This window comes from Halomonas cibimaris (genome assembly GCF_055379665.1).
On record NZ_AP043828.1, the window covers coordinates 1,247,581 to 1,269,946 of the forward strand.

Here is a 22,366-nt window from a genome sequence, read left to right on the forward strand (position 1 = left end):
TTATAGCAGTGGCTAAGGAAAAATTCGAACGTTCCAAACCGCATATCAACGTCGGTACCATCGGTCACGTTGACCACGGCAAGACCACGCTGACAGCAGCGCTGACTCGCGTTTCCGCCGAAGTATTCGGCGGCGACTGGAGCGAGTTCGCAGCGATCGACAACGCGCCGGAAGAGCGCGAGCGCGGTATTACGATCGCGACGTCCCACGTCGAGTACCAGTCGGAAGATCGCCACTACGCGCACGTTGACTGCCCGGGGCACGCCGACTACGTCAAGAACATGATCACCGGTGCGGCCCAGATGGACGGCGCCATTCTGGTCTGTTCTGCCGCCGACGGCCCCATGCCGCAAACCCGCGAGCACATCCTGCTGTCTCGCCAGGTTGGCGTACCGTACATCGTCGTGTTCCTGAACAAGGCCGACATGGTCGACGACGAAGAGCTCCTTGAGCTGGTCGAAATGGAAGTTCGCGAGCTGCTCAGCGAATACGACTTCCCGGGTGACGACACCCCGATCATCACCGGCTCCGCGCTGATGGCGCTGGAAGGCAAGGACGACAACGGCATGGGCACCACCGCCGTTGCCAACCTGATCAAGGCACTCGACGAGTACATTCCGGAGCCGGAACGTGCCATCGACCAGCCGTTCCTGATGCCCATCGAGGACGTCTTCTCGATCTCTGGCCGCGGTACCGTGGTCACCGGTCGCGTTGAGCGCGGCATCATCAAGGCCGGTGAAGAAGTTGAAATCGTGGGCATGAAGGACACCACGAAGACAACCGTTACCGGCGTGGAAATGTTCCGCAAGCTGCTCGACGAAGGTCGTGCCGGCGAAAACGTCGGTGCGCTGCTGCGCGGCACCAAGCGTGACGACGTTGAACGCGGCCAGGTACTGGCGAAGACCGGCACCATCACCCCGCACACCGAGTTCGAAGCCGAAGTGTACGTGCTGTCCAAGGAAGAAGGCGGTCGTCACACGCCGTTCTTCAAGGGCTACCGTCCGCAGTTCTACTTCCGTACCACCGACATCACCGGTACCTGTGAACTGCCGGAAGGCGTTGAGATGGTTATGCCGGGTGACAACGTCAAGATGACCGTCAGCCTGATTGCCCCGGTCGCCATGGATGACGGCCTGCGCTTCGCGATCCGCGAAGGCGGCCGCACCGTGGGTGCCGGCGTCGTCGCCAAGATCATCAAGTAAGCCGAGCCTTCACAGGTTCAGGGGGCTCAAGTAGAGCCCCCTTTCTTCGCACTGGCGAGAAGTGTTTGACACCTCCCGTCTGCGTGCCTATAATGCGCATCCTTTGAATGCGTGGGTAGACGGCTCGCGCCGTCGACATCCATTGGAGTTTAGGGCAAATGCAGAACCAGAAGATTCGCATTCGGCTGAAAGCGTTCGACCATCGCCTGATTGACCAGTCCACTGCGGAAATCGTTGATACCGCCAAGCGTACTGGTGCCCAGGTTCGCGGTCCGATTCCGCTGCCGACCAATCGCGAGCGCTATACCGTATTGACTTCGCCGCACGTCAACAAGGACGCGCGCGACCAGTACGAGATTCGTACGCACAAACGCGTGCTCGATATCGTCGAGCCGACCGAAAAGACCGTCGATGCGCTGATGAAGCTCGACCTCGCCGCCGGCGTCGACGTGCAAATCAAGCTCGACTAACTACACTAGACACTCGCGGCCCAGCGCTCACCCTGTCTTTCTGCGTTACCGGTGAGCAGCAGCCGCCGCGCCGTGAGGCGCCATACAATGTGCTAGTGGAATGCTCTGGAAAGGGCAGCCATAGCGGGTGATAGCCCCGTACACTATAGGAGAACTGAGAATGACTATCGGTTTGGTCGGTAAGAAGACCGGGATGACCCGTGTCTTCACCGAAGACGGCGCCTCAGTGCCCGTAACCGTTATTGAGGTTGATCCTAACCGCGTCACGCGCGTCAAGTCGGTTGAATCCGACGGCTACGCAGCGGTTCAGGTAACAGCCGGCTCCCGCAAAGCCAAGCATCTCACCCGCGCGCAAGCTGGACAGTTTGCCAAAGCCGGTGTAGAAGCTGGCCGCTCGCTGATGGAGTTTCGCCTGGCAGAAGGCGAAGAAGCTCCGCAAGTCGGCGGCGAACTCACCGTATCCCTCTTCGAAGCTGGTCAGCTCATCGACGTGACCGGTACCTCCAAGGGTAAAGGTTTCCAGGGCGGCGTTAAGCGCTGGAACTTCAGCACCCAAGATGCTACCCACGGCAACTCGCTGGCGCACCGTGCGCCGGGCTCCATCGGCATGTGCCAGACCCCGGGTCGCGTATTCAAAGGCAAGAAAATGGCCGGACAGATGGGCAACGCCCGCTGCACCGTGCAAAGCCTTGAAGTCGTCCGCGTCGACGCCGAGCGCAATCTGCTGCTGATCAAGGGCGCCGTTCCGGGAGCTACCGGCAGCGACGTTATCGTACGCAGCGCCGTGAAAGCAGGCTGAAGAGGATAATACCGATGAATCTGAATCTTGCTGCAGGCGCGGGTACCGTCGAAGTAGCCGACGCCACCTTTGGCAAAGACTTCAACGAGGCGCTGGTTCACCAGGTTGTCACGGCGTATCTCGCCGGCGGCCGCCAGGGCACTCGTGCACAGAAGAACCGTTCTGACGTGCGTGGCGGCGGCAAGAAGCCGTGGCGCCAGAAGGGCACCGGTCGCGCACGCGCCGGCACCATCCGCTCGCCGATCTGGCGTGCCGGCGGTACTACCTTTGCGGCGCGTCCCCAGGACCACGCTCAGAAGGTGAACCGCAAGATGTATCGCGCCGCGATGCGTTCCATCCTGTCTGAACTTGTACGCCAGGAGCGCCTGGTCGTAGTGGAAGAGTTCGCTGTCGATGCGCCCAAGACCAAGCAGGTCGCCGCCAAGCTTAAAGAGCTTGATCTGGAGAAAGCGCTGATCGTCACCGAAGACGTCGATGAGAAGCTTTATCTGGCCGCGCGCAACCTCCCCCACGTAGATGTGGTAGACGTTGCAGCCGCTGACCCGGTGAGCCTGGTCGCTTTTGACAAGGTCCTGGTCACCGTCTCCGCCCTGCGTAAATTCGAGGAGAAGCTGGCATGAACCAGGAACGCGTATTCAAGGTTCTGCTTGGGCCGCACGTGACCGAAAAGGCCGCGATGGCAGCAGAGCGCAATCAGTACGTTTTCAAGGTGGCGAGCGACGCTACCAAGCCCGAGATCAAAAAGGCTGTGGAAGCCGTTTTCGGCAAGAAAGTCGAAAGCGTTCAAGCATTGAACGTCAAGGGCAAAACCAAGCGTACGGCACACGGCGTTGGCATGCGTAAAGGGTATCGCAAGGCGTATGTAACCCTGGCTGCGGGCGAAACGCTCGAAGACTTCGCTGGCGCCGAATAAGGGCAGGAGTACGGACAATGGCAATCGTCAAGACCAAACCCACATCCTCCGGTCGTCGCCACGTCATCAAGGTCGTGAGCGAAACGCTGCACAAGGGCCGCGCCTATGCGCCGCTTCTGGAAAAGCAGTCCAAGACCGGCGGTCGTAACAACAACGGTCGTATCACCAGCCGTCACATTGGTGGTGGCCACCGTCACCACTACCGGCTGATCGACTTCAAGCGCACCAAGGATGGCGTTCCCGCCACCGTTGAGCGCATTGAATACGATCCGAACCGCAGCGCGCACATTGCGCTGTTGAAGTATGCCGACGGTGAGCGCCGTTACATCATTGCACCGCGCGGCGTAAGCGCCGGTGACGTGCTGGAATCCGGTGTCAACGCGCCCATCAAGAAAGGCAATGCCTTGCCGCTGCGCAACATTCCGCTGGGTTCCACCGTTCACGGTGTCGAGCTCAAGCCGGGTAAAGGCGCACAGATGGCTCGCAGTGCCGGCACCAGCGCTCAGCTGGTTGCCCGCGAAGGCAACTACGTCACGCTGCGTCTTCGCTCCGGCGAAACGCGCAAGGTGCTGGCCGAATGCCGTGCGACCCTGGGGCAAGTGAGCAACTCCGAGCACAGCCTGCGTCAACTTGGCAAGGCCGGTGCGAAGCGCTGGCGGGGCGTGCGTCCGTCCGTTCGCGGCGTGGCGATGAACCCCATCGATCACCCGCACGGCGGTGGTGAAGGTCGCTCAAGCGGCGGTCGTCACCCGGTTACTCCCTGGGGCGTGCCGACGAAGGGGTACAAAACCCGCAAGAACAAGCGCACCGATGCGCTGATCGTTCGTCGCCGCAAGGCCCGGAAGTAATATCCCACGCCAAGACATCAAGAGGTAACGGCTGTGCCACGTTCACTAAAGAAAGGTCCCTTCATTGACCTTCATCTTTTGAAGAAGGTCGAGACTGCAGCGGAGAAGAACGATCGCAAACCGATCAAGACCTGGTCGCGTCGTTCGATGGTCATGCCCAACATGGTAGGCCTGACCATTGCAGTCCATAACGGTCGCCAACACGTCCCGGTGCACGTCTCCGAGGAAATGGTTGGTCACAAACTGGGCGAGTTCGCCGCCACCCGTCTTTATCGCGGGCATGCAGCGGACAAAAAAGCCAAACGGTAAGCCAGAGAGGATTAGAGATGGAAGTCACAGCTAAGCTGCGTGGCGCTCGGTTATCCGCCCAAAAGGCCCGTTTGGTGGCTGACCAGGTGCGCGATAAACCGGTCGCCGAGGCACTCGACCTGCTGGCCTTCTCGCCGAAGAAAGCGGCTACGCTGGTCAAGAAAGTGCTGCAGTCCGCCATTGCAAACGCGGAAGAAAATAACGGCATGGATATCGACGAGCTGCGTGTCTCGACCATCTGCGTCGATGAGGGCATGACGCTCAAGCGTATCAAGCCGCGCGCCAAGGGCAGCGCGGATCGTATCTTGAAGCGCACCTGCCACATCACCGTCAAGGTAGCCGAGAAGTAGGAGTCGACCAGATGGGTCAGAAAGTCAATCCAACGGGCATTCGACTGGGCATTGTCAAAGACCATGCTTCTGTCTGGTATGCCGAGCGCGGCGCCTATGCCGATAAGCTCAACAACGATCTCGAAGTGCGTAGCTTTCTGGAAGAGCGCCTGAAAAACGCCTCTGTCAGCAATGTGTACATCGAGCGTCCGGCGAATAACGCCCGCATCACCATTCACACGGCCCGTCCGGGCATTGTGATCGGCAAAAAAGGCGAAGACGTTGACCGTCTGCGCCGCGATCTTGCCCAGCTGATGGGCGTGCCGGTGCATGTGAACATCGAAGAGGTTCGCAAGCCGGAGCTGGATGCCAAGCTGGTCGCGGCCAACGTTGCCGGTCAGCTTGAGCGTCGGGTGATGTTCCGTCGTGCGATGAAGCGTGCGGTGCAGAACTCCATGCGTCTGGGTGCCGGCGGTATCAAGATTCAGCTGTCAGGTCGCCTGGGTGGTGCGGAAATCGCACGGACCGAATGGTACCGCGAAGGTCGCGTGCCGCTGCACACGCTGCGCGCGGATATCGACTTCGCCACGTACGAAGCTCAAACCACCTACGGCATCATCGGTGTCAAAGTGTGGATCTTCAAAGGCGAAATCCTCGGCGGTATCGAGGAAGTACGTGCCAAGGCCAAGCAGTCGGCCGGCAACGCGCCCAAGAAGAAAGGTTCCAGGTAAGGGGAGAGCGAGTCGATGTTACAACCCAAGCGTTTAAAATTTCGCAAGGTGCAAAAAGGCCGTAACCGTGGCCTGGCGCATCGCGGGAGCCGGATCAGCTTCGGGGAATACGGTCTGAAGTCCACCGGTCGCGGCCGCGTTACCGCGCGCCAGATCGAGGCCGGCCGCCGTGCGATCACACGTCACGTCAAGCGTGGCGGCAAGATCTGGATCCGCGTATTCCCGGACAAACCGATTTCCAAAAAGCCGCTCGAAGTTCGTATGGGTAAAGGGAAAGGCTCTGTCGAGTACTGGGTTGCCCAGATCCAGCCGGGTCGGGTGCTGTACGAGATTGAAGGCGTTTCTGAAGAGCTCGCGCGTGAAGCGTTCGATCTCGCCGCGCAGAAAATGCCGGTATCCACCACCTTTGCGAAACGGACGGTGATGTGATGAAAGCCCAAGAAATTCGAGAAAAATCCGCCGGAGAACTCAAGGACCAGCTGCTTGAGCTCCTCCGCGAGCAGTTTAACCTGCGCATGCAGAAGGCCACCGGCCAGCTGAGCCAGACTCATCTGCTCAAGCAGGTCCGTCGGGACATTGCCCGCGTGAAGACTGTGCTCAACGAGAAGGCAGGTGACTGAGATGGCCGAAGAAAAGAAAACGCGTACGCTCACCGGCAAGGTGGTGAGCGACAAGATGGACAAGTCCATCGTTGTCATGATCGAGCGCCGTGAGCGCCACCCGATCTACGGAAAATACCTTAAGCGCTCCACTAAGCTGCACGCCCACGACGAAACGAACCAGGCCAAGGCCGGCGACACGGTGTCCATTGAGGAATGTCGTCCGCTGTCCAAGAAAAAGTCTTGGGCACTGATCGAAGTGGTCGAGCAGGCCAAAGGTTAATTTCCTGCGGCTGTTTCACCAGTGCAGTCAGGTTAGGTTCGGAGAAAACCGATGATTCAGACTCAGACAATGCTGGATGTCGCTGACAACAGCGGAGCGCGCCGGGTGCAGTGCATCAAGGTGCTGGGCGGTTCGCATCGCCGCTACGCCCGCGTCGGTGACATCATCAAAATCTCAGTGCGTGAAGCGATCCCGCGCGGCAAGGTCAAAAAGGGCCAGGTCATGAAAGCGGTCGTGGTGCGTACCAAAAGCGGCGTCCGTCGTCCCGACGGTTCGCTGATCCGTTTCGATGGAAATGCGGCGGTTCTGTTGCAAAACACCAACGAACAGCCGGTCGGCACGCGTATTTTCGGGCCGGTCACTCGTGAGCTGCGCAACGAAAAGTTCATGAAGATCATTTCCTTGGCGCCTGAAGTGCTGTAAGGAGCGAGGCGGATATGCAAAAGATCAAACGTGACGATGAAGTCATCGTCCTCGCCGGAAAGGACAAGGGCAAGCGCGGCACCGTCAAGCGAGTACTGGAAAATCGCTTTGTGGTGTCCGGTGTGAACATGATCAAGCGTCACACCAAGCCAAATCCCATGGCGGGAAATCAGGGCGGTATCGTCGAGCGCGAGGCTCCGATTCACGCGTCCAACGTAGCCATCTTCAATTCGGAGACCGGTAAGGCGGATCGCGTCGGCTTCCAGGTGAAGGAAGACGGTACCAAGGTACGTATCTACAAGTCGACGCAGACGCAGATCGATGCCTAACGTGTCGGGGTAAACATGGCCAACTTGAAAGAACGTTATCAAAACGAAGTCGTAGCCAAGCTCCAGGAGGAGTTCAGCTACGCCAACGTAATGCAGGTGCCCCGGATCACGAAAGTGACCTTGAACATGGGCATCGGGGATGCGGTCAGCGATAAAAAGCTGATCGACAACGCCATCGGCGATCTGGAAAAGCTTTCCGGGCAAAAGCCGCTGGTAACCAAGGCACGCAAGTCCGTTGCAGGCTTTAAAGTGCGTGAAGGCTGGCCGATCGGTATCAAGGTCACGCTGCGCGCTGAGCGCATGTGGGACTTTCTGGACCGTCTGGTAAACATTGCGATTCCGCGCGTGCGTGACTTCCGCGGTCTCAACCCGAAGTCGTTTGACGGTCGTGGCAACTACTCCATGGGGGTGCGTGAGCAGATCATCTTCCCGGAGATCGAGTATGATAAAATCGATCGCATTCGGGGGATGGACGTCACCATCACCACTACCGCCAACACGGACGAGGAAGGCCGCGCGCTGCTGCGTGCAATGCACTTCCCGTTCAAGAAATAAGGTTGGGATCATGGCAAAGAAAAGCATGGTAGAGCGTGAGCTAAAGCGCGCCAAGCTGGTCGAGAAATACGCGGCCAAGCGCGCCGAGCTCAAGGCGATCACCACCGACGTGAACGCTTCTGACGAAGAGCGCTTCGACGCGCAGCTCAAGCTGCAGCAACTGCCGCGGGACTCAAGCCCGGTACGCCAGCGCAACCGCTGCCGCGTCACCGGTCGTCCTCACGGTGTTTACCAAAAGTTCGGCCTTGGCCGTAACAAGCTGCGTGAAGCCGCCATGCGTGGCAACGTCCCGGGACTCAAAAAGTCCAGCTGGTAAAAGCCACGTAGCATCATCAGGAGCGCACATTAAATGAGCATGCAAGATACTCTGGCGGATATGTTTACCCGTATCCGCAATGCGCAGATGGCCACCAAGGAGACGGTAACGCTGCCGTCCTCCAAGCTTAAGGTTGAAGTGGCCCGCGTGCTGAAAGAAGAGGGCTACATCGCCGATTACGCGGTGGCTGGCGACAGCAAGCCCGAACTGACCGTGTCCCTCAAGTACTTTGAGGGCAAGCCGGTTATCGACCACATCCAGCGGGCTTCCAAGCCGTCTCTGCGCCAGTACAAGGGCAAGAGCACGCTGCCCAAGGTCGCCGACGGTCTGGGTATCGCGATCGTCACTACCTCCAGCGGAGTGATGACCGATCGCGCCGCGCGCCAGGCGGGTGTCGGTGGTGAAGTCATCTGCACCGTATTCTAGGAGGCTGGAATGTCCCGCATAGCGAAATATCCGGTTACACTACCCGCCGGCGTTGAGGTTAGCATTGATGCCGACCAGCTGACCGCCAAAGGCAGTCAGGGCACGCTTTCCATGGTCATCCACGCAGATGTGGTCATTGGCCGGGAAGAAGACGGCAAGCTGACCTTCGCTCCGAGCGAATCAGCCAAGAGCTGGGCCATGGCCGGCACCACCCGCGCACTGGTACAAAACCTGGTGACGGGTGTCTCCGAGGGCTTTAGCAAGACCCTCGAAATTGTAGGCGTCGGTTATCGTGCCCAAGTAAAGGGCCAGACGCTCAACCTTTCACTGGGCTTCTCGCACCCGGTCGACTATGAACTGCCTGACGGGGTTACGGCGGAAACGCCGAAAAACACCGTGATCGTGCTGAAAAGCGCGGACAAGCAGAAGCTCGGCCACGCGGCTGCAGAGATTCGCGCGTTCCGTCCGCCCGAGCCGTACAAGGGCAAGGGCGTGCGCTACGCCGACGAGCAGGTGCGTCGCAAAGAAGCCAAGAAGAAGTAAGGCAGGGTTATGAACGCGAAGAAAGAATCCCGTCTCCGTCGTGCCCGCCGCGCTCGCGCCAAGATCCGCGAGCTAGGCGCGTTCCGCCTGTGCGTCAACCGTACCCCGCGCCACATCTATGCGCAGGTTATCTCGCCGGATGGTGGCAAAGTGCTGGCTAGCGCATCAACGCTGGACAAGGCGCTGCGCGAGGGGGCGACCGGCAACGTTGAGGCGGCCACGAAAGTCGGCTCGCTGATCGCCGAGCGCGCAAAGCAGGCAGGCATCACCCAGGTAGCCTTTGATCGTGCCGGTTTCAAGTTTCACGGCCGTGTCAAGGCGCTGGCCGACGCCGCTCGTGAAGGCGGCCTGGAATTCTAAAGGGTTTTACGATGGCGAAGAACGAACAGCAAAACGGTGATCTGCAAGAAAAACTTGTGCAGATCAACCGTGTCGCCAAGGTGGTTAAGGGGGGTCGTGTTTTCGGCTTTACCGCCCTGACCGTCGTCGGCGATGGCAACGGCCGTATCGGTTTTGGTCGCGGCAAGGCGCGTGAAGTGCCGGTCGCAATCCAGAAAGCGATGGATCAGGCGCGTCGCAACATGGTCAAGGTCAGCCTCGCTGGCCACACGCTGCAGTACCCGGTCAAGGCCCGTCACGGCGCCTCCAAGGTATACATGCAGCCGGCAAGTGAAGGTACCGGCATCATCGCCGGCGGTGCCATGCGCGCCGTGCTGGAAATTGCCGGTGTACAAGACGTACTGGCCAAGTGTTACGGCTCCACCAACCCGGTCAACGTAGTGCGCGCGACGGTCAACGGCCTCGCCGGCATGCGCTCGCCGGACGATGTGGCAGCCAAGCGTGGCCTGTCAGTCGAAGCGATCACGGGGTAATTCAACATGGCAGCTTTGATCAAGGTTACCCAGGTCCGTAGTACTATCGGCGTTTTGACCCGGCACAAGGCCACCATGACCGGCCTGGGCCTGCGCCGTATCGGTCATACGGTTGAGCTGGAAGACACCCCCGCCGTTCGCGGCATGATCCACAAGGTCAACTACCTTGTGCGTGTAGAGGGAGAGTAATCCATGAAACTTAACACCCTGAGCCCTGCAGAGGGCTCCAAGCACGCCGAAAAGCGTGTTGGCCGAGGCATCGGCTCCGGTCTGGGCAAGACCGGTGGCCGTGGCCATAAAGGCCTCAAATCGCGCAGCGGCGGCAGCGTCAAGCCAGGGTTTGAAGGCGGTCAGATGCCGCTGCAGCGTCGTCTGCCGAAGTTTGGCTTTACCTCGGCCAAGTCGCTGGTCTCGGAAGAGGTCCGCCTGGCCGAGCTTGCCAAGGTGGCCGGTGACGATGTCACGATGGAAACCCTGAAGCAGGCTAACGTGCTGAAGGATGCCACGCGTCACGCGAAGGTTGTCCTTTCCGGCGAACTGAACAAGGCGGTTACGGTTCGCGGTCTCAAGGTCACCAAGGGTGCCCGGGCCGCAATCGAAGCCGCCGGCGGCAAGGTAGAGGACTAAATGGCCAAGTCAGGAAATATGCCGGCGACGGGTAGCGGACTGAGTGAACTCTGGGCGCGTTTGCGCTTTGTGCTTCTCGCCATCGTGGTGTATCGCATCGGTGCCCACATCCCCGTTCCCGGTATCAATCCTGACCAGCTTGCTGCCTTGTTCAGGGAGCAGCAGGGCACCATCCTGGGCATGTTCAACATGTTTTCAGGCGGTGCGCTGGAGCGCATGAGTGTTCTCGCCCTGGGCATCATGCCCTATATATCGGCGTCGATCATCATGCAGCTGATGACTGCGGTTTCGCCCCATCTGGAGCAGCTCAAGAAGGAAGGCGAAGCCGGCCGCCGCAAAATCAGTCAGTACACCCGCTACGGCACGGTGATACTGGCTCTCGTCCAGGCCATCGGTATGTCCGTGGGTCTGGCGAGCCAAGGCATTGCCTACAGCGCCGACATTAGCTTTTATTTCACCGCGGTCATTACCTTTGTGGCCGGCGCGGTGTTTATGATGTGGCTTGGCGAACAGATTACCGAGAAAGGCATCGGCAACGGTATTTCGCTGCTGATTTTCTCGGGTATCGTCGCCGGGCTGCCCAGCGCCGTGGGGCAGGCGTTCGAACTCGCTCGCAACGAAGGAGCCTGGAACGTGCTGCCGCTGCTTGCGCTGTCGGCACTGGGTATTGCGACCGTGGCGTTCGTGGTGTTTATCGAGCGCGGCCAGCGCCGCCTCAAGGTGAACTACCCGCGGCGCCAGGTAGGTAACAAGATGTATGCGGGCCAGAGCAGCTATCTGCCGCTGAAAGTGAACATGGCCGGCGTTATTCCGGCGATCTTTGCGTCAAGCATCCTGCTTTTTCCGGCGTCCATCGGCCAGTGGGTCGGCGCCGGCGAAGGCATGGAATGGCTGCAGCGTGCGTCCCAGGCCCTGGGCCCGGGCCAGCCGCTTTACATCTTGCTTTTTGGCCTCGCGGTGGTATTCTTCTGCTTCTTTTACACAGCGCTGGTCTTCAACCCGAAGGATGTGGCTGACAATCTGAAAAAGTCAGGCGCTTTTCTGCCGGGTATTCGCCCCGGCGAGCAGACCGCTCGCTATATCGACAAGGTCATGACGCGTCTGACCCTGTTCGGTGCCTTGTATATCACTGCCGTTTCCCTGATGCCTCAGTTCCTCATCGTGGCGTGGAACGTACCGTTTTTCTTTGGCGGTACCTCGCTTCTGATCGTGGTCGTGGTCATCATGGACTTCATGGCTCAGGTGCAGTCGCATCTCATGTCGCATCAATATGACTCGGTGATGAAGAAGTCCAACCTGAAAGGCTACGGCAGCGGCGGCATCATGCGCTAAAGGCGCGTCGCAGCCGTTCTGGACGCAGCCGTATTGGAGAAAGAACGATGAAAGTTCGAGCTTCCGTCAAAAAAATGTGCCGTAACTGCAAGATTATTCGTCGTAACGGCGCCGTGCGCGTCATTTGCAGCGAACCGCGGCACAAGCAGCGCCAGGGCTAACCCTTGGGCTGAATTCAAGCGGGTGCCGGCATACCCCTTCGCCTCGTGGTTGCATGAAGGCGTATAAAAGGGGTATGCTTTCGCGCCTTTTAAGATGAACAACGAGCAAGCCGCTCACATTTCGGAGTAAGCTGATGGCCCGTATTGCAGGCGTCAATATCCCGGACAACAAGCATGCGGCGATCTCGCTGACCTATATCTTCGGGATCGGCCGGACTCGCGCGCAGGACATCTGTGCCGCCGCGGGTATCGCGCCGACTGCCAAGGTTCAGGAGCTGTCTTCTGAAGAAGTCGACACCCTGCGTGCCGAAGTTGGCAAGTACACCGTAGAAGGCGATCTTCGCCGTGATACGACGCTGAACATCAAGCGTCTCATGGACTTGGGTTGCTATCGTGGTCTGCGTCATCGTCGTAGTCTTCCGCTGCGTGGTCAGCGGACCAAGACGAACGCGCGTACCCGCAAGGGCCCGCGTAAGCCGATCCGCAAATAACACGCACGTTCTGGCGTAAAGACAGGAATAGACATCAACATGGCTAACCCGCGCAATAACCGCAAGAAGGTTAAAAAGCAGGTAGTGGATGCCACCGCGCATATCCACGCCTCTTTTAACAATACGATCGTGACGATCACAGACCGCCAGGGCAACGCTCTTTCCTGGGCAACTGCCGGTGGTTCGGGTTTTCGTGGTTCTCGCAAGAGCACCCCGTTCGCTGCTCAAGTAGCAAGTGAACGTGCAGCTAACGCTGCAGCCGAGTATGGTGTGAAAAACGTCGACGTGCTGGTCAAGGGGCCAGGACCCGGCCGTGAATCCGCCGTGCGCGCACTGAATGCCGCCGGCTTCCGCGTGCAAAGCATCACCGACGCGACGCCCATTCCCCACAATGGCTGCCGTCCGCCGAAGAAACGCCGCGTTTAAGGAGACAGATTCATGGCTCGTTATATTGGACCCAAGTGTAAACTGTCTCGTCGTGAAGGCACGGACCTCTTTCTTAAAAGTGGCGTGACTCCCTTCGAGAAGAAGTGTAAATCCGAGCAGATTCCGGGTGTGCACGGCCAGCGCCGTCAGCGTCTTTCCGACTACGGCTTGCAGCTTCGCGAGAAGCAGAAAGTGCGCCGCATGTACGGCGTACTCGAAAAGCAGTTCCGCAACTACTACAAGCACGCGGCGCGCGTCAAAGGCGCGACCGGTGAAGTACTGCTGCAGCTGCTGGAAACCCGACTGGACAACGTCGTCTACCGCATGGGCTTTGGCGCTACGCGCTCTGAAGCGCGCCAGCTGGTCAGCCACAAGGCGATTTCCGTTAACGGCAAGACCGTTAATATTGCTTCCTACCAGGTGAAGTCGGGCGATGTGGTTGCCGTTCGCGAGAAGGCGAAGAACCAGGCGCGTATTCAAAACGCGCTGGCGCTTGCGGCCAACCGCGGCGATGTGGCGTGGATCGAAACCGACGCCAAGAAGATGGAAGGCACTTTCAAGGCTCTGCCTGAACGCGGTGACCTGTCTGCCGACATCAACGAAAACCTGATCGTCGAGCTGTACTCCAAGTAAGCGCTGCGTCATCACCGCTTGCTTGTCGCCCGGGCGCTATCTGCCCGGGCGGTCGAGTACCACGTATCCGTTTGGCAGCCTGAAAGGTGTTCTTTTTATGCAGCGTTCAGTGACAGAGTTTCTCCGTCCTCGCGACATCAAGGTCGAAGAAATCAGCGCCCATCACGCCAAGATCGTGCTTGAACCGTTCGAGCGCGGCTTTGGCCACACCCTGGGGAATGCACTGCGTCGCATTCTGCTCTCGTCCATGCCCGGCGCTGCCGTGGTAGAGGCCGAGATCAAAGGCGTCGAGCACGAATACAGTGCGCTTGAAGGGGTGCAGGAAGATGTTATCGAGATCCTCCTGAACCTGAAAGATGTGGCGATCAAGATGCACAGCCGCGACGAGGCGGTGCTCTCGCTGAACAAGCAGGGCCCGGCCGTCGTTACCGCTGGCGATATCGCGCTCGATCACAGCGTGGATGTCGTTAATCCGGACCACGTCATTGCCCACGTCAACGAAGGCGCCGAGCTGAATATTCAGCTCAAGGTCGCGCTGGGGCGTGGCTATGAGCCGGCCGACGTGCGCGACTCTGACGAAGAGACCCGCGCCATTGGCCGCCTGCAGCTGGATGCCACCTTCAGCCCGGTGCGTCGCGTTTCCTATGCGGTCGAGGCCGCGCGTGTCGAGCAGCGTACCGATCTCGACAAGCTGATCATCGATCTGGAAACCGACGGCACCCTGGATCCGGAAGAGGCCATTCGCCGCAGTGCGACCATCCTGCAAGAGCAGCTGGCCGCCTTCGTCGACCTGGAAGCCGACAAAGAGCAGGAAGTCGAGGAAGAAGAGGATCAGGTCGATCCGACTCTTCTGCGCCCCGTAGACGATCTTGAGCTGACCGTCCGCAGCGCTAACTGCCTGAAAGCCGAAAATATCTACTACATCGGGGATCTGATTCAGCGTACCGAAGTAGAGCTGTTGAAAACACCCAACCTCGGCAAAAAGTCCTTGAACGAAATCAAGGATGTTCTAGCAGCGCGCGGCTTGTCGCTGGGCATGCGGCTGGAAAACTGGCCGCCCGCTAGCCTGAAGGACGACAAGACCTCCGCGTGAGCGTCGCCTCAAGTCCCAGTTTGGTAAGGAATCACAACCATGCGACATCGTAAGAGTGGCGGTAACCTGAACCGCACCAGCTCGCACCGCAAGGCCATGTTCAAGAACATGTCGGCCTCGCTGGTCGAGCACGAAATCATCAAGACAACCCTGCCCAAGGCCAAGGAGCTGCGTCGCGTCGTCGAGCCGCTGATTACCCTGGCCAAGCAGGACAGCGTCGCCAACCGCCGCTTGGCGTTTGCCCGCACCCGGTCCAACGCTACCGTCGGCAAGCTGTTTAGCGAGCTCGGCCCGCGCTACGCCGAGCGCCCGGGCGGCTATGTGCGTATTCTCAAGTGCGGTTTCCGCGCCGGCGATAACGCACCGATGGCCTACGTTGAGCTTGTTGATCGTCCCGTAGCAGACGAGGCGGCCGCAGACGACTAAGCGCTGTGCCTGTTCTGCCAACGGCGAAAACCGGCCGGACTTTCCCACGCGGATTGTCCGGCCGGTTTTTTTGCGTTTAGATACAGGCTCGGCTTGGCCGCTACCTCGCCCGTTTTCCTCCAGGGAGTTACCATGTCATACATGCCGTTTTTTACGCCGCCCGCCCGTCGCTTTCCCACGCTGGCACGCGGTGCGCTGATGCTGGCCGTGGTATGCGCCGTTTGGCTGGCAGCGACCGCGGCGGCGCAAGCTGCCAACCCGCGCTACGCCGGCATGGTGGTGGATATGGACAACGGTGAGGTGCTCTATGCGGAAAATGCCGACGCGCGCCGCTACCCGGCTTCGCTGACCAAGATGATGACGCTGTATCTGACGTTTGAGGCGCTTGCAGATGACGAGCTGGCGCTGGCGCAGCCGCTGGCGGTATCCAAGGCGGCGGCTGCCATGCCGGCCTCCAAGCTGTGGCTGGCCCAGGGCAGCAGCATCACCGTGGACAAGGCCATCCGCGCGCTGACGGTCAAGTCCGCCAACGACGTGGCGGTGGTATTGGCGGAAGCGCTGGGCGGCAGTGAAAGCGCCTTTGCCCGGCAGATGACGCAAAAAGCCCGAGAGCTGGGCATGCGTGACACCGTCTTTCGCAATGCCTCGGGCCTGCCCGATGATCGTCAAACGACCACGGCCCGAGACCTGGTGACCCTGGCCGTTCGCGTGATGCGCGACTTTCCCCAGTATTATCACTACTTCGGCCTGCAGCGTTTTACCTACCGCGGTACGACCCACACCAGCCATAATCGCCTGGTCAAAAACTATCCGGGTGCTGACGGCCTCAAGACCGGCTTTATTCGCGCCTCGGGCTTTAACGTGGCGACAACGGCCGTGCACGACGGGCGACGCATGGTCGGGGTCGTGATGGGCGGATTTACCTCTCGGTCTCGGGACAAGCACATGACCGACCTGCTCGATCGCAGCTTTGCCCGGGCCGCGCTGCGTGATCAGCACAGCTGGCTGGGGGATACGCAGTTCTCTCGGGAGTTCATGGCCTTTGGCGGAGGCGCTTTGCCGCCGGCCCCCGCAGAGACTTCCCGGCCGCTGCTTGCCGCTGTGAAAACGAAAGCGCCGGCCGATGTCGGCGATCCGCTTAAACCGCTGATGGACGGCGCTGCCCCCGCCATGGGGGATGCTGCCGGCGGCTGGGGCATTCAGGTGGGCGCGTTCAGCGAGCCGGCCAGCGCCCGCCGGCTGGCCCATCAGGCCGCGGGCCGGCTGCGCGTTAACGGACGGGTTTCGGTCGATCCGCTCAACGGGCCTCAGCAGGTCTTTCGCGCGCGGCTGGTAGCGCTGGGCGAGTCCCAGGCGCGCCGGGCCTGCCAGCAGCTAAAAGACAGCGGAATGGACTGCATGGTGGTCAACGCTCGTCTGTAGCGGGGAGAAGGCAATGACACCGTCGCTCAAGGGCATCGGCTATATGTGCATCGGCGTGCTGTTTTTGGCGCTGGGGGACGCCGTGGCCAAATGGCTGGGCGAGGTGCATTCGCCGTTTGAGATCATTTTCTTTCGCACGCTGGTGGCGCTGCCGCTGATCGCTGTACTGGCGCATTTTGGCGGCGGGCTGCGGACCCTGGGCACCCGGCGCCCCGGGGTTCACCTGCTGCGCGGGCTGATCTATACCGGCACCATGGGTTTTTTTGTGCTGGGACTTACGCTGCTGCCGCTGGCCGAGGCTACGGCGATTGCGTTTGTCGCGCCGCTGTTTGTGACGCTGCTGTCGGTGCCGCTGCTTGGCGAGCGCATTGCGCCGCCGGTGCTGGCAGCGTCAGCGGTGGGCTTTATCGGCGTAGTGATCGTGGTGCGCCCGGGGGGAGACGCTTTTAACGCCGGTGCGCTTTCCATGGTGGCCGCGGCGGTGTGCTACGCGCTGACCATGATTACCGCACGGCGCTACGGCGGGCGGGAAAGTTTTTGGGCGCTGGTGTTTTACATTGCTCTGGTGCCCGTGCTGGTCAGCGCGGCCACGCTGCCCTGGGTGTGGCAGCCGCCCGAGCCGTGGCACTGGCTGGGTTTTCTGGCCGCGGGCATCTTTGGCGTGGGCGCTACCGGCTTTATCACTCTGGCCTTTCGCTATGCGCCGGCGGCCATTGCCGCCCCGTTTGACTACACCGCACTGCTCTGGGCGGTACTGCTGGGCTGGTGGTTCTGGGATGAGCTGCCGGATATCTGGGTGCTGGCCGGCAGCGTGCTGATCATCTCAAGCGGGCTGGCCATTGCCTACCATGACCGCCGTACCAGCCTGAACCGCCGCCCCAGCTAGCGCATCGGTATCAGGCGCTATGTGAAGCCGGCCGCTTTATCCCCATGCAGGCGTTTGCAGCCAGGTGTCGGCCAGCTCGGCGGCTGCCTGGCGCGGAGAAGGCTGGCCACAAATCGCCGAGACCACGGCTACGCCTTGGGCGCCGCTTTTCTTGACTGTTTGAATATGTACGGGCTTGATGCCGCCAATGGCAACGCCGGGCAGCGGACAGGCTGTCGCCAACGCCATCAGGCCGTCGAAGCCCAGGGGCGCGGCGTGGTCTTTTTTGCTCTGGGTGGCAAACACCGGCCCCAGCCCTACGTAGTCGAGCACCTCAAGCGGTGCGCGCGCCAGCTGTTCGGCGCTGTTGAGTGAAAGCCCGATAATCGCCTCTTCGCCCATGGCGCGGCGGGCATCCCGGGCGGCGGTGTCGCTTTGGCCCACGTGCAGGCCGTCAGCTCCGCTTTCCAGCGCCACGTTCAGCCGGTCGTTGATGATCAACGGCACGCGCCGGCCGTGCAGCTCGGCGTAGTCGTCCAGCGCCTCTTTCAAGCGCCTTGCCTGTTCGATCATGACCTCGTCTGCGGCGTGCTTGTCGCGCAGCTGCACCACCGTCACACCGCCGGCCACGGCCTCTTCCACGGTGTGTTCAACGCCAACCTCGCCGCACAGCGCAGCGTCGGTCACCAAATAAACGGATAGATCAAAGTCCATGATGGACCTCCAGGGCAAGATGGGTGTTCAAAGCCTCAGGGCTTAGATGATATAGCGCATCGAGAAATGCCGGAATAAAGCTGCCGGGGCCGGCGGCGTGAGCGGCGGCGCGCTCGCCGGCCAAAGCAAAGCAGCCAAAGGCCGCCGTCACCGCGTCAAAGCGGCTTTCAGGGGTAGTGTCCGCCACGCCCAAAAACGCCGCCGCGGTCGCCGAGAGCCCGCAGCCCAGCGTGGTAATGCGCGGCATCATGGCATGCCCGCCGCGAATATAGGCAGTGCGCCGGCCGTCGGTGATCAGATCCACCTCGCCGCTTACGCCCACCAGGCAGCGCTGGCGGTCGGCAAGCGCCATGGCCGCGTCACGGGCTTCGTGGGGGCTTGCCGTGCTGTCGGCGCCGCGCCCGGGGCTTGCCATGCCGCTAAGGCACAAAATTTCGGAGGCGTTGGCGCGAATCAGCGTCGGCGCGTGCTCCAGCAGCTCGGCGCACAGGCGCCGGCGGTAGGCAGTAGCCCCCACGGCGACGGGGTCGAGCACCCAGGGCGTGTGATGTTTGCGGGCGATGCGTGCCGCGTCGTGCATGCCGACGGCGAAGTCGGGGCTTACCGTGCCGATATTGATGGACAGCGCATTTGCCAGCGCGGTGAATTCGCCGGCTTCTTCCCGGGCGTGGAGCATGGCCGGTGACGCGCCCAGGGCAAGCAAGATATTGGCGCTTGAATTCATCGCCACAAAATTGGTGATGCAGTGCACCAGCGGCGTTTGCGCCTGCAGGGTGTCAAGGCAGTGCCCGGGGGGCCGTAATGCCATGTGTATCTCCCGTTGGCTCAGCTGTTGTTGGCTTAGCGATTGTTGGCTTAGCGATTGTTGGCTCGGCTGTTAAAGTAGGATGAAAAGCCATACCCCCACAAGGCCAAAGGAGACAGCGTATGTCATTTCACGGTGAAGCACATCCGGGCATTATGCCCACACCGCCGGAGACCCAGGGCTTTCGTCTGAACCACACCATGCTGCGGATCAAGGATCCCGAGCGGTCGCTTTCGTTTTATTCGCGCGTGCTGGGCATGCAGGTCATGCGCCGGCTGGACTTCGCGGAGATGGGCTTTTCGCTGTATTTTCTCGCCCACGTGGACAAGGCGGGTAGCGTGCCGGAAGACGTTGAAGCGCGCACCGCCTGGACGTTTCAACAGACCGGGATTCTTGAGCTGACCCACAACTGGGGTACCGAGCGCCAAGAAGACTTTGCCTATCATGACGGCAACGCCGAGCCCCAGGGCTTTGGCCATATCTGTATCAGCGTTCCCCACCTGGAAACGGCTCAGGCCTGGTTCGACGCCCACGACGTTACCTTCGTCAAGCGCGCCGACCAGGGCAAGATGCAAGACGTGATCTTCATCAAAGACCCCGACGGCTACTGGATCGAGGTTGTCCAAGCGGACCGCATGGCGGCCAAGGGCGACTAGCCTGCAGCTCAGTTGCGCAGCGCCTCGTGCAGCACCCGGGCGTTGTGGCGCATCATGCCAAGATAGTGAGACGCCGGGCCCTGGTGTGCCAGGGTGCCGGCGTATAGCGTGCCGGCCACGCGCAGGCCGGTATCCTCGGCCAGCTGATCCACGGCGCTGGCGCTTGCCATGTGCTCGTAAAAAAGCGCCTGAACGTTGTCTGCCTTGATCTGCTCGATGAGTTCGGCCATGCGCGCCGCGCTCGGCGCGGCGGCGGTGGCAAGCCCTTCGGGCGCGAGAAAGCGCAGGCCGTAGGCATCGGCAAAGTAGCCAAACGAGGCATGGCCGGTAATCACGGCGGTATCCGCCGGGATGCCAGCCAGCCGGCGGCGGATATCAGCGTCGGCCTTGTCCAGCCGGGCGAGGTAGGCGTCCGCGTTGGCCCGATAGGCCGCCGCGCGCCCGGGGTCGGCCTTGATCAGCCCGTCGCGGATGTTGGCCACGTAGGTTTTCGCCCGGGTAATATCCTGCCAGGCGTGAGGGTCCACGTTGCCGGCGTGAGCGATGTCATCATGGCCGTGGCGGCCGGCGTGTCTTAGCGGGGCGATGCCGCGGGTAGCGGTAACGCGCGTGCCTTCGTAGCCGCTGGTGTCGAGCAGACGCTCCATCCAACCCTCGAAGTTCAAACCGTTAAACACCACCAGCCGAGCCCGGGAGAGCGTGCGCACATCGCCAGGGCTTGGCGAGTAGCTGTGGGCATCGCTGCCGGGGCCTATCAGCGAAGTGACCTGGACGTGCTCGCCGCCGACGTTTTTTACCATGTCGGCGAGAATGGCAAAGCTTGCCACCACCGACACCCGCTCGGCGGCCCGGGCAGAAGAGTGCGCGGTGACAGACAATAGAGCCAACAGCAGCGCGGCCGCCAGAGCCGTGCCGGCCGTTCGGTGAATACCCGTAGAAAAACGCATGTCATCTCCTGATCCGCGCCGGCGTTAATGCCGTTGAAGCGGCTCGGCCCGGCGGCGAAAAAGCGCGGCCAGGCTGTGATAGCGACCCAGTATCGCCGAGAAAAAATACCCCGCCCCGGCGAGCAGAATAATGCTCGGCCCCGAGGGCAAGTCCAGGTGAAACGAGAGCAAAAGCCCCCCGGTGCTGGCCAGCATCGCCAGCACCACGGCAATGCCTATCAGCCCTTCCAGCCGCTTGCTCCAAAAGCGCGCCGTGGTCGCCGGCAGCATCATTAGCCCCACCGCCATCAGCGTGCCCAGCGTTTGAAAGCCTGCCGTCAGATTCAGCACCAAAAGCCCCAGAAATATGCTGTGCACCCAGCCGCTGCGCCGGCTCTGGCCGCGTAGAAACAGCGGGTCCAGGCATTCCACGACCAGCGCGCGAAAAATGATCGCCAGGGTCACCACAATCACGCTGGTGATCGTGGCAATCAGCACAAGCGCGGTGGAATTGATCGCCAGAATCGAGCCGAACAGCACATGGGTCAAGTCCACGCTGCTGCCGCCCAGCGAGATCAGCATGACGCCGGCGGCCAGCGAGATAATAAAAAAGCTCGCCATGGCGGCGTCTTCACGCTGGCCGCCCAGCCGCGACACCGCCCCGGCCAGCAGTGCCACGGCCAGGCCAAACAGCGCGCCGCCCAAACTCATCGCCGGCAGCGAGAACCCTGCGAGCAAAAAGCCAAGCGCCACGCCGGGCAAAATGGCATGCGCCATGGCATCGCCGATCAGGCTCATGCCGCGCAGCACCAAAAACACCCCCAGCGGCGGTGCGGCAAGCGACAGCGCCAGCCCGCCGACTACCGCCCGGCGCATAAAGCCATAGTCGAACGGCGCAATCAGCCAGGCATGCAGGAGATCAAGCATGGGCACCTCCCGCGAAGCAGTGTGCCGCCGGCAGAGACGCTGCGACAGCGTCAGCAGAGCGCCATTGGCCGGTGCCGTTCTGCAGCAGCAGCACAGCATCGGCCAGGCGCTTTACATGCTCCATGTCGTGGAGCACCACAATGACCGTAGCGCCGTCGTCGGCCATCTGGCGGATAATCGGAATCAAAATATCCACCGTCTGAGCATCGACGTTGGCAAAGGGCTCATCGAGCAGTAAAAGCCTGGCCTGCTGCATCAGCGTACGGCCGAGCAGCGCGCGCTGGCGCTGGCCGCCGGAAAGCTCGCCCAGCGGGCGGTGGGCCACGTCGGAAATGCCCAGCCGCGCCATGATGTCCCGGCCCTGGCGGTAGTGCGCCGCGCAGTAGCCCTTCAGCGCTCCGTGAGTGGGCCAGGTGCCGGTCATCACCAGCTCTTCAACGCTCATGGGAAAGGACAGATCCAGCGCCAGCTGCTGAGGCAGCCACGCCCGCCGCGCCCGGGGTACTGCGCAGTGCACCTTGCCGGCAAGCGGGCGCAGCTCGCCCATCAGCGCCTTGATCAGCGTGCTTTTGCCCGCCCCGTTAGCGCCGATCAGCGCGGTCACCGCGCCGCTGGCTATTTCACCGCTGATGCCTTCCAGCACACTGCGCTGCCCCTGGGCCAGGTGCAGGTTTTCCAGCCGCAGCGTTGCGGCTTTTTGCATCAGACCCATGCCGCTGCCCACGCCACCAGCGCCCACAGCGCCACAAGCGGCAAAGCGCAGAGTGCTAGCCGCCGCACCGCCGACAGCGACATCAGCGAAAAATGGCACGGCCCCTCGCGGTTATGGCGATGGGCGAGCGGTGCAGAGCGGGAGCGGTGTGCAGGCATGGCGCCTCCTGTGGCGTGCATAAAGCGCGGTGAAGCGAGCAGAGT

At 61.2% G+C, this 22,366-nt stretch carries 38 protein-coding genes; 32 read left to right on the forward strand and 6 right to left on the reverse strand.

The window, feature by feature from the left end:
* The first annotated feature begins 8 nt into the window (after window positions 1-8).
* From tuf to ACZ415_RS05885, 31 genes are all read left to right on the forward strand, one after another.
* Window positions 9-1,202: an elongation factor Tu gene (gene tuf, locus ACZ415_RS05735; RefSeq protein ID WP_344704901.1), complete on the forward strand. Its 1,194-nt coding sequence runs from the start codon at window positions 9-11 to the stop codon at window positions 1,200-1,202.
* A 158-nt stretch (window positions 1,203-1,360) separates the two neighbouring features.
* Window positions 1,361-1,672, forward strand: coding sequence for a 30S ribosomal protein S10 (gene rpsJ, locus ACZ415_RS05740; protein ID WP_344704902.1), 312 nt, complete (start codon window positions 1,361-1,363; stop codon window positions 1,670-1,672).
* Window positions 1,673-1,832: 160 nt separating this feature from the next.
* The gene (rplC, locus tag ACZ415_RS05745; protein ID WP_344704903.1) at window positions 1,833-2,471 is read left to right on the forward strand and encodes a 50S ribosomal protein L3; all 639 of its coding nucleotides are present in this window, start codon (window positions 1,833-1,835) and stop codon (window positions 2,469-2,471) included.
* Between the two features lie 14 nt (window positions 2,472-2,485).
* The gene (rplD, locus tag ACZ415_RS05750; protein WP_344704904.1) at window positions 2,486-3,091 is read left to right on the forward strand and encodes a 50S ribosomal protein L4; all 606 of its coding nucleotides are present in this window, start codon (window positions 2,486-2,488) and stop codon (window positions 3,089-3,091) included.
* The gene (rplW, locus tag ACZ415_RS05755; RefSeq protein WP_344704905.1) at window positions 3,088-3,384 is read left to right on the forward strand and encodes a 50S ribosomal protein L23; all 297 of its coding nucleotides are present in this window, start codon (window positions 3,088-3,090) and stop codon (window positions 3,382-3,384) included. Before rplD ends, rplW begins: the two co-directional genes overlap by 4 nt.
* A gap of 17 nt (window positions 3,385-3,401) precedes the next feature.
* Complete coding sequence (rplB, locus tag ACZ415_RS05760; protein ID WP_344704906.1) at window positions 3,402-4,232, forward strand: 50S ribosomal protein L2; 831 nt, start codon at window positions 3,402-3,404, stop codon at window positions 4,230-4,232.
* Window positions 4,233-4,265: 33 nt separating this feature from the next.
* Window positions 4,266-4,541 (forward strand): 30S ribosomal protein S19, encoded by a 276-nt coding sequence (gene rpsS / locus ACZ415_RS05765; RefSeq protein WP_344704907.1) that lies wholly within the window; start codon window positions 4,266-4,268, stop codon window positions 4,539-4,541.
* 17 nt (window positions 4,542-4,558) lie between these two features.
* A complete protein-coding gene (rplV, locus tag ACZ415_RS05770; protein ID WP_344704908.1) occupies window positions 4,559-4,891 on the forward strand; it encodes a 50S ribosomal protein L22 in 333 nt (110 codons plus the stop codon).
* Between the two features lie 11 nt (window positions 4,892-4,902).
* On the forward strand, window positions 4,903-5,601 hold the full coding sequence (gene rpsC / locus ACZ415_RS05775; protein ID WP_344704909.1) for a 30S ribosomal protein S3: 699 nt from the start codon (window positions 4,903-4,905) through the stop codon (window positions 5,599-5,601).
* 15 nt (window positions 5,602-5,616) lie between these two features.
* The gene (rplP, locus tag ACZ415_RS05780) at window positions 5,617-6,030 is read left to right on the forward strand and encodes a 50S ribosomal protein L16 (protein WP_344704910.1); all 414 of its coding nucleotides are present in this window, start codon (window positions 5,617-5,619) and stop codon (window positions 6,028-6,030) included.
* Window positions 6,030-6,221 (forward strand): 50S ribosomal protein L29, encoded by a 192-nt coding sequence (gene rpmC / locus ACZ415_RS05785; RefSeq protein WP_017429482.1) that lies wholly within the window; start codon window positions 6,030-6,032, stop codon window positions 6,219-6,221. The genes rplP and rpmC overlap by 1 nt, the downstream gene beginning before the upstream one ends.
* Before the next feature lies 1 nt (window position 6,222).
* Window positions 6,223-6,483, forward strand: a complete 261-nt coding sequence (gene rpsQ / locus ACZ415_RS05790) for a 30S ribosomal protein S17 (protein WP_344704940.1) — start codon at window positions 6,223-6,225, stop codon at window positions 6,481-6,483.
* Between the two features lie 51 nt (window positions 6,484-6,534).
* Entirely contained in the window at window positions 6,535-6,906 is a 372-nt protein-coding gene (rplN, locus tag ACZ415_RS05795) for a 50S ribosomal protein L14 (RefSeq protein ID WP_344704911.1), read from the forward strand.
* 14 nt (window positions 6,907-6,920) lie between these two features.
* Window positions 6,921-7,235, forward strand: a complete 315-nt coding sequence (gene rplX, locus ACZ415_RS05800) for a 50S ribosomal protein L24 (protein WP_344704912.1) — start codon at window positions 6,921-6,923, stop codon at window positions 7,233-7,235.
* 15 nt (window positions 7,236-7,250) lie between these two features.
* The gene (gene rplE, locus ACZ415_RS05805; RefSeq protein WP_344704913.1) at window positions 7,251-7,790 is read left to right on the forward strand and encodes a 50S ribosomal protein L5; all 540 of its coding nucleotides are present in this window, start codon (window positions 7,251-7,253) and stop codon (window positions 7,788-7,790) included.
* A 10-nt stretch (window positions 7,791-7,800) separates the two neighbouring features.
* The gene (rpsN, locus tag ACZ415_RS05810; protein WP_344704914.1) at window positions 7,801-8,106 is read left to right on the forward strand and encodes a 30S ribosomal protein S14; all 306 of its coding nucleotides are present in this window, start codon (window positions 7,801-7,803) and stop codon (window positions 8,104-8,106) included.
* A 33-nt stretch (window positions 8,107-8,139) separates the two neighbouring features.
* Window positions 8,140-8,532 (forward strand): 30S ribosomal protein S8, encoded by a 393-nt coding sequence (rpsH, locus tag ACZ415_RS05815; RefSeq protein ID WP_344704915.1) that lies wholly within the window; start codon window positions 8,140-8,142, stop codon window positions 8,530-8,532.
* Between the two features lie 9 nt (window positions 8,533-8,541).
* Window positions 8,542-9,075, forward strand: a complete 534-nt coding sequence (rplF, locus tag ACZ415_RS05820; protein WP_344704916.1) for a 50S ribosomal protein L6 — start codon at window positions 8,542-8,544, stop codon at window positions 9,073-9,075.
* A gap of 9 nt (window positions 9,076-9,084) precedes the next feature.
* On the forward strand, window positions 9,085-9,435 hold the full coding sequence (gene rplR, locus ACZ415_RS05825; protein WP_344704917.1) for a 50S ribosomal protein L18: 351 nt from the start codon (window positions 9,085-9,087) through the stop codon (window positions 9,433-9,435).
* Window positions 9,436-9,446: 11 nt separating this feature from the next.
* Window positions 9,447-9,947 carry a 30S ribosomal protein S5 gene (rpsE, locus tag ACZ415_RS05830; RefSeq protein ID WP_344704918.1) on the forward strand — a complete coding sequence of 167 codons (501 nt, stop codon included), beginning with the start codon at window positions 9,447-9,449 and terminating at the stop codon, window positions 9,945-9,947.
* 6 nt (window positions 9,948-9,953) lie between these two features.
* Window positions 9,954-10,136: a 50S ribosomal protein L30 gene (rpmD, locus tag ACZ415_RS05835; protein WP_344704919.1), complete on the forward strand. Its 183-nt coding sequence runs from the start codon at window positions 9,954-9,956 to the stop codon at window positions 10,134-10,136.
* A gap of 3 nt (window positions 10,137-10,139) precedes the next feature.
* Window positions 10,140-10,574, forward strand: a complete 435-nt coding sequence (gene rplO / locus ACZ415_RS05840; RefSeq protein WP_344704920.1) for a 50S ribosomal protein L15 — start codon at window positions 10,140-10,142, stop codon at window positions 10,572-10,574.
* Entirely contained in the window at window positions 10,575-11,906 is a 1,332-nt protein-coding gene (gene secY, locus ACZ415_RS05845) for a preprotein translocase subunit SecY (protein WP_344704921.1), read from the forward strand.
* Window positions 11,907-11,953: 47 nt separating this feature from the next.
* Complete coding sequence (gene rpmJ, locus ACZ415_RS05850; RefSeq protein ID WP_008959154.1) at window positions 11,954-12,067, forward strand: 50S ribosomal protein L36; 114 nt, start codon at window positions 11,954-11,956, stop codon at window positions 12,065-12,067.
* Between the two features lie 134 nt (window positions 12,068-12,201).
* On the forward strand, window positions 12,202-12,558 hold the full coding sequence (gene rpsM, locus ACZ415_RS05855; protein WP_344704922.1) for a 30S ribosomal protein S13: 357 nt from the start codon (window positions 12,202-12,204) through the stop codon (window positions 12,556-12,558).
* A 39-nt stretch (window positions 12,559-12,597) separates the two neighbouring features.
* The gene (gene rpsK, locus ACZ415_RS05860) at window positions 12,598-12,984 is read left to right on the forward strand and encodes a 30S ribosomal protein S11 (protein ID WP_344704923.1); all 387 of its coding nucleotides are present in this window, start codon (window positions 12,598-12,600) and stop codon (window positions 12,982-12,984) included.
* A gap of 12 nt (window positions 12,985-12,996) precedes the next feature.
* Window positions 12,997-13,617 carry a 30S ribosomal protein S4 gene (rpsD, locus tag ACZ415_RS05865; protein WP_344704924.1) on the forward strand — a complete coding sequence of 207 codons (621 nt, stop codon included), beginning with the start codon at window positions 12,997-12,999 and terminating at the stop codon, window positions 13,615-13,617.
* Between the two features lie 97 nt (window positions 13,618-13,714).
* The gene (locus tag ACZ415_RS05870) at window positions 13,715-14,710 is read left to right on the forward strand and encodes a DNA-directed RNA polymerase subunit alpha (RefSeq protein ID WP_344704925.1); all 996 of its coding nucleotides are present in this window, start codon (window positions 13,715-13,717) and stop codon (window positions 14,708-14,710) included.
* 39 nt (window positions 14,711-14,749) lie between these two features.
* Window positions 14,750-15,136, forward strand: a complete 387-nt coding sequence (rplQ, locus tag ACZ415_RS05875) for a 50S ribosomal protein L17 (RefSeq protein WP_344704926.1) — start codon at window positions 14,750-14,752, stop codon at window positions 15,134-15,136.
* Between the two features lie 198 nt (window positions 15,137-15,334).
* A complete protein-coding gene (locus ACZ415_RS05880) occupies window positions 15,335-16,558 on the forward strand; it encodes a serine hydrolase (protein WP_344704941.1) in 1,224 nt (407 codons plus the stop codon).
* Window positions 16,559-16,571: 13 nt separating this feature from the next.
* Window positions 16,572-17,444: a DMT family transporter gene (locus tag ACZ415_RS05885; RefSeq protein WP_344704927.1), complete on the forward strand. Its 873-nt coding sequence runs from the start codon at window positions 16,572-16,574 to the stop codon at window positions 17,442-17,444.
* A gap of 36 nt (window positions 17,445-17,480) precedes the next feature.
* Here the strand turns inward: ACZ415_RS05885 and thiE are convergent, their stop codons facing one another.
* Window positions 17,481-18,137, reverse strand: coding sequence for a thiamine phosphate synthase (gene thiE / locus ACZ415_RS05890; RefSeq protein ID WP_344704928.1), 657 nt, complete (start codon window positions 18,135-18,137; stop codon window positions 17,481-17,483).
* Complete coding sequence (gene thiM / locus ACZ415_RS05895; protein ID WP_344704929.1) at window positions 18,127-18,945, reverse strand: hydroxyethylthiazole kinase; 819 nt, start codon at window positions 18,943-18,945, stop codon at window positions 18,127-18,129. Before thiM ends, thiE begins: the two co-directional genes overlap by 11 nt.
* A gap of 119 nt (window positions 18,946-19,064) precedes the next feature.
* Here thiM and gloA point away from each other — a divergent pair, with 119 nt between their 5' ends.
* The gene (gloA, locus tag ACZ415_RS05900) at window positions 19,065-19,598 is read left to right on the forward strand and encodes a lactoylglutathione lyase (RefSeq protein WP_344704930.1); all 534 of its coding nucleotides are present in this window, start codon (window positions 19,065-19,067) and stop codon (window positions 19,596-19,598) included.
* An 8-nt stretch (window positions 19,599-19,606) separates the two neighbouring features.
* Here gloA and ACZ415_RS05905 read toward each other — a convergent pair whose 3' ends face one another.
* From ACZ415_RS05905 to ACZ415_RS05920, 4 genes are read right to left on the reverse strand one after another with little or no spacing between them, the layout of a single operon-like run.
* Entirely contained in the window at window positions 19,607-20,545 is a 939-nt protein-coding gene (locus ACZ415_RS05905; RefSeq protein WP_344704931.1) for a metal ABC transporter solute-binding protein, Zn/Mn family, read from the reverse strand.
* 24 nt (window positions 20,546-20,569) lie between these two features.
* Window positions 20,570-21,451, reverse strand: a complete 882-nt coding sequence (locus tag ACZ415_RS05910) for a metal ABC transporter permease (RefSeq protein WP_344704932.1) — start codon at window positions 21,449-21,451, stop codon at window positions 20,570-20,572.
* Window positions 21,444-22,154: a metal ABC transporter ATP-binding protein gene (locus ACZ415_RS05915; RefSeq protein WP_344704942.1), complete on the reverse strand. Its 711-nt coding sequence runs from the start codon at window positions 22,152-22,154 to the stop codon at window positions 21,444-21,446. Before ACZ415_RS05915 ends, ACZ415_RS05910 begins: the two co-directional genes overlap by 8 nt.
* Entirely contained in the window at window positions 22,154-22,321 is a 168-nt protein-coding gene (locus tag ACZ415_RS05920; RefSeq protein ID WP_344704933.1) for a hypothetical protein, read from the reverse strand. Before ACZ415_RS05920 ends, ACZ415_RS05915 begins: the two co-directional genes overlap by 1 nt.
* Window positions 22,322-22,366 lie beyond the last annotated feature (45 nt).

Coding starts and splice junctions, on each gene's coding strand:
- rpsN (WP_344704914.1), top strand. CDS start 7,801: ATGGCAAAGAAAAGCATGGTAGAGCGTGAGCTAAAGCGCGCCAAGCTG.
- rpmC (WP_017429482.1), top strand. CDS start 6,030: ATGAAAGCCCAAGAAATTCGAGAAAAATCCGCCGGAGAACTCAAGGAC.
- rplX (WP_344704912.1), top strand. CDS start 6,921: ATGCAAAAGATCAAACGTGACGATGAAGTCATCGTCCTCGCCGGAAAG.
- rplB (WP_344704906.1), top strand. CDS start 3,402: ATGGCAATCGTCAAGACCAAACCCACATCCTCCGGTCGTCGCCACGTC.
- rplC (WP_344704903.1), top strand. CDS start 1,833: ATGACTATCGGTTTGGTCGGTAAGAAGACCGGGATGACCCGTGTCTTC.
- rpsE (WP_344704918.1), top strand. CDS start 9,447: ATGGCGAAGAACGAACAGCAAAACGGTGATCTGCAAGAAAAACTTGTG.
- ACZ415_RS05920 (WP_344704933.1), bottom strand. CDS start 22,321: ATGCCTGCACACCGCTCCCGCTCTGCACCGCTCGCCCATCGCCATAAC.
- rplF (WP_344704916.1), top strand. CDS start 8,542: ATGTCCCGCATAGCGAAATATCCGGTTACACTACCCGCCGGCGTTGAG.
- rpsJ (WP_344704902.1), top strand. CDS start 1,361: ATGCAGAACCAGAAGATTCGCATTCGGCTGAAAGCGTTCGACCATCGC.
- ACZ415_RS05905 (WP_344704931.1), bottom strand. CDS start 20,545: ATGCGTTTTTCTACGGGTATTCACCGAACGGCCGGCACGGCTCTGGCG.
- secY (WP_344704921.1), top strand. CDS start 10,575: ATGGCCAAGTCAGGAAATATGCCGGCGACGGGTAGCGGACTGAGTGAA.
- rplR (WP_344704917.1), top strand. CDS start 9,085: ATGAACGCGAAGAAAGAATCCCGTCTCCGTCGTGCCCGCCGCGCTCGC.
- rpmJ (WP_008959154.1), top strand. CDS start 11,954: ATGAAAGTTCGAGCTTCCGTCAAAAAAATGTGCCGTAACTGCAAGATT.
- ACZ415_RS05910 (WP_344704932.1), bottom strand. CDS start 21,451: ATGCTTGATCTCCTGCATGCCTGGCTGATTGCGCCGTTCGACTATGGC.
- rplV (WP_344704908.1), top strand. CDS start 4,559: ATGGAAGTCACAGCTAAGCTGCGTGGCGCTCGGTTATCCGCCCAAAAG.
- rplD (WP_344704904.1), top strand. CDS start 2,486: ATGAATCTGAATCTTGCTGCAGGCGCGGGTACCGTCGAAGTAGCCGAC.
- rplE (WP_344704913.1), top strand. CDS start 7,251: ATGGCCAACTTGAAAGAACGTTATCAAAACGAAGTCGTAGCCAAGCTC.
- rplN (WP_344704911.1), top strand. CDS start 6,535: ATGATTCAGACTCAGACAATGCTGGATGTCGCTGACAACAGCGGAGCG.
- rplW (WP_344704905.1), top strand. CDS start 3,088: ATGAACCAGGAACGCGTATTCAAGGTTCTGCTTGGGCCGCACGTGACC.
- rpsK (WP_344704923.1), top strand. CDS start 12,598: ATGGCTAACCCGCGCAATAACCGCAAGAAGGTTAAAAAGCAGGTAGTG.
- rpmD (WP_344704919.1), top strand. CDS start 9,954: ATGGCAGCTTTGATCAAGGTTACCCAGGTCCGTAGTACTATCGGCGTT.
- rpsD (WP_344704924.1), top strand. CDS start 12,997: ATGGCTCGTTATATTGGACCCAAGTGTAAACTGTCTCGTCGTGAAGGC.
- thiM (WP_344704929.1), bottom strand. CDS start 18,945: ATGGCATTACGGCCCCCCGGGCACTGCCTTGACACCCTGCAGGCGCAA.
- thiE (WP_344704928.1), bottom strand. CDS start 18,137: ATGGACTTTGATCTATCCGTTTATTTGGTGACCGACGCTGCGCTGTGC.
- rpsH (WP_344704915.1), top strand. CDS start 8,140: ATGAGCATGCAAGATACTCTGGCGGATATGTTTACCCGTATCCGCAAT.
- rplP (WP_344704910.1), top strand. CDS start 5,617: ATGTTACAACCCAAGCGTTTAAAATTTCGCAAGGTGCAAAAAGGCCGT.
- rpsM (WP_344704922.1), top strand. CDS start 12,202: ATGGCCCGTATTGCAGGCGTCAATATCCCGGACAACAAGCATGCGGCG.
- rpsC (WP_344704909.1), top strand. CDS start 4,903: ATGGGTCAGAAAGTCAATCCAACGGGCATTCGACTGGGCATTGTCAAA.
- ACZ415_RS05870 (WP_344704925.1), top strand. CDS start 13,715: ATGCAGCGTTCAGTGACAGAGTTTCTCCGTCCTCGCGACATCAAGGTC.
- rplO (WP_344704920.1), top strand. CDS start 10,140: ATGAAACTTAACACCCTGAGCCCTGCAGAGGGCTCCAAGCACGCCGAA.
- rplQ (WP_344704926.1), top strand. CDS start 14,750: ATGCGACATCGTAAGAGTGGCGGTAACCTGAACCGCACCAGCTCGCAC.
- ACZ415_RS05915 (WP_344704942.1), bottom strand. CDS start 22,154: ATGCAAAAAGCCGCAACGCTGCGGCTGGAAAACCTGCACCTGGCCCAG.
- rpsQ (WP_344704940.1), top strand. CDS start 6,223: ATGGCCGAAGAAAAGAAAACGCGTACGCTCACCGGCAAGGTGGTGAGC.
- gloA (WP_344704930.1), top strand. CDS start 19,065: ATGTCATTTCACGGTGAAGCACATCCGGGCATTATGCCCACACCGCCG.
- ACZ415_RS05885 (WP_344704927.1), top strand. CDS start 16,572: ATGACACCGTCGCTCAAGGGCATCGGCTATATGTGCATCGGCGTGCTG.
- ACZ415_RS05880 (WP_344704941.1), top strand. CDS start 15,335: ATGCTGGCCGTGGTATGCGCCGTTTGGCTGGCAGCGACCGCGGCGGCG.